This is a genomic window from Streptomyces sp. SID13726, from assembly GCF_010548375.1.
In the GTDB taxonomy this organism is placed as follows: domain Bacteria; phylum Actinomycetota; class Actinomycetes; order Streptomycetales; family Streptomycetaceae; genus Streptomyces.
Genome location: NZ_JAAGLY010000193.1, coordinates 1 through 571, shown reverse-complemented (window position 1 = coordinate 571; position 571 = coordinate 1). Strand labels below are relative to the sequence as shown.

The following is a 571-nucleotide window of genomic DNA, read 5'->3' as shown; positions in this document are numbered from 1 at the left end:
ACTGGTTCGGGCCGTTCGTGGAGCGGTTGCTGGCGGGCGACCGGGACACGCTGCGGCTGCTCCGCCACAACCCCTTCCCGGACGCCCCGCCGCTCTACGTACGGGCCAGGCTGTACCGCTACCGGTTCACCACCTGGCGGGAGCTGCGCGAGACGGGCGCGTGGTGGCACCGCACGCTGCTGCGCGAGTACCTCCCCCCGACCCGCCTCACCGGGGCCTCCTGGTCAGAGCCCGAGTAGCACCGCCTCCCGCTCCGCCGAAATGCCCTTGGCCGAGCGGTCGTGGCGCTGGAGGAGGGGGCCGTCGAGGGACCGGAGCCAGGCCCAGGTGTCGGCCACGGTCTCCTCGACCGGGCGGCACTTCAGGCCCGCCGCCAGCGCCTTGGAGACGTCCCCGCCGAACATGTAGTCGTGCAGTTCGCCCTCGGGGAGCCAGATCGGCAGTTCGGTCCAGGGCTCCACTCCGGCCTCCGCGATCCTGTCCTGGTCGATCCAGCGGAGCTCGGCGCCGCCGCCGGTCACGGCCGTGCAGGCCTCGAGGAGCGCACCCATCGTGGCGTGCCCGGACGGGG

The 571-nt window shown here is 73.6% G+C and carries 1 protein-coding gene and 1 pseudogene; one reads left to right on the top strand and one right to left on the bottom strand.

Annotated elements, in window-relative coordinates; translation table 11 throughout:
- The coding region (locus G3I78_RS47115; RefSeq protein WP_164436760.1) for a lipase maturation factor family protein at positions 1-239 on the top strand (239 nt) is incomplete at its 5' end.
- On the opposite strand, the pseudogene G3I78_RS47110 reads toward G3I78_RS47115, so the two are convergent.
- A pseudogene (locus tag G3I78_RS47110) lies at positions 225-571 on the bottom strand (reductase); the annotation flags it as partial. The gene G3I78_RS47115 and the pseudogene G3I78_RS47110 overlap by 15 nt on opposite strands.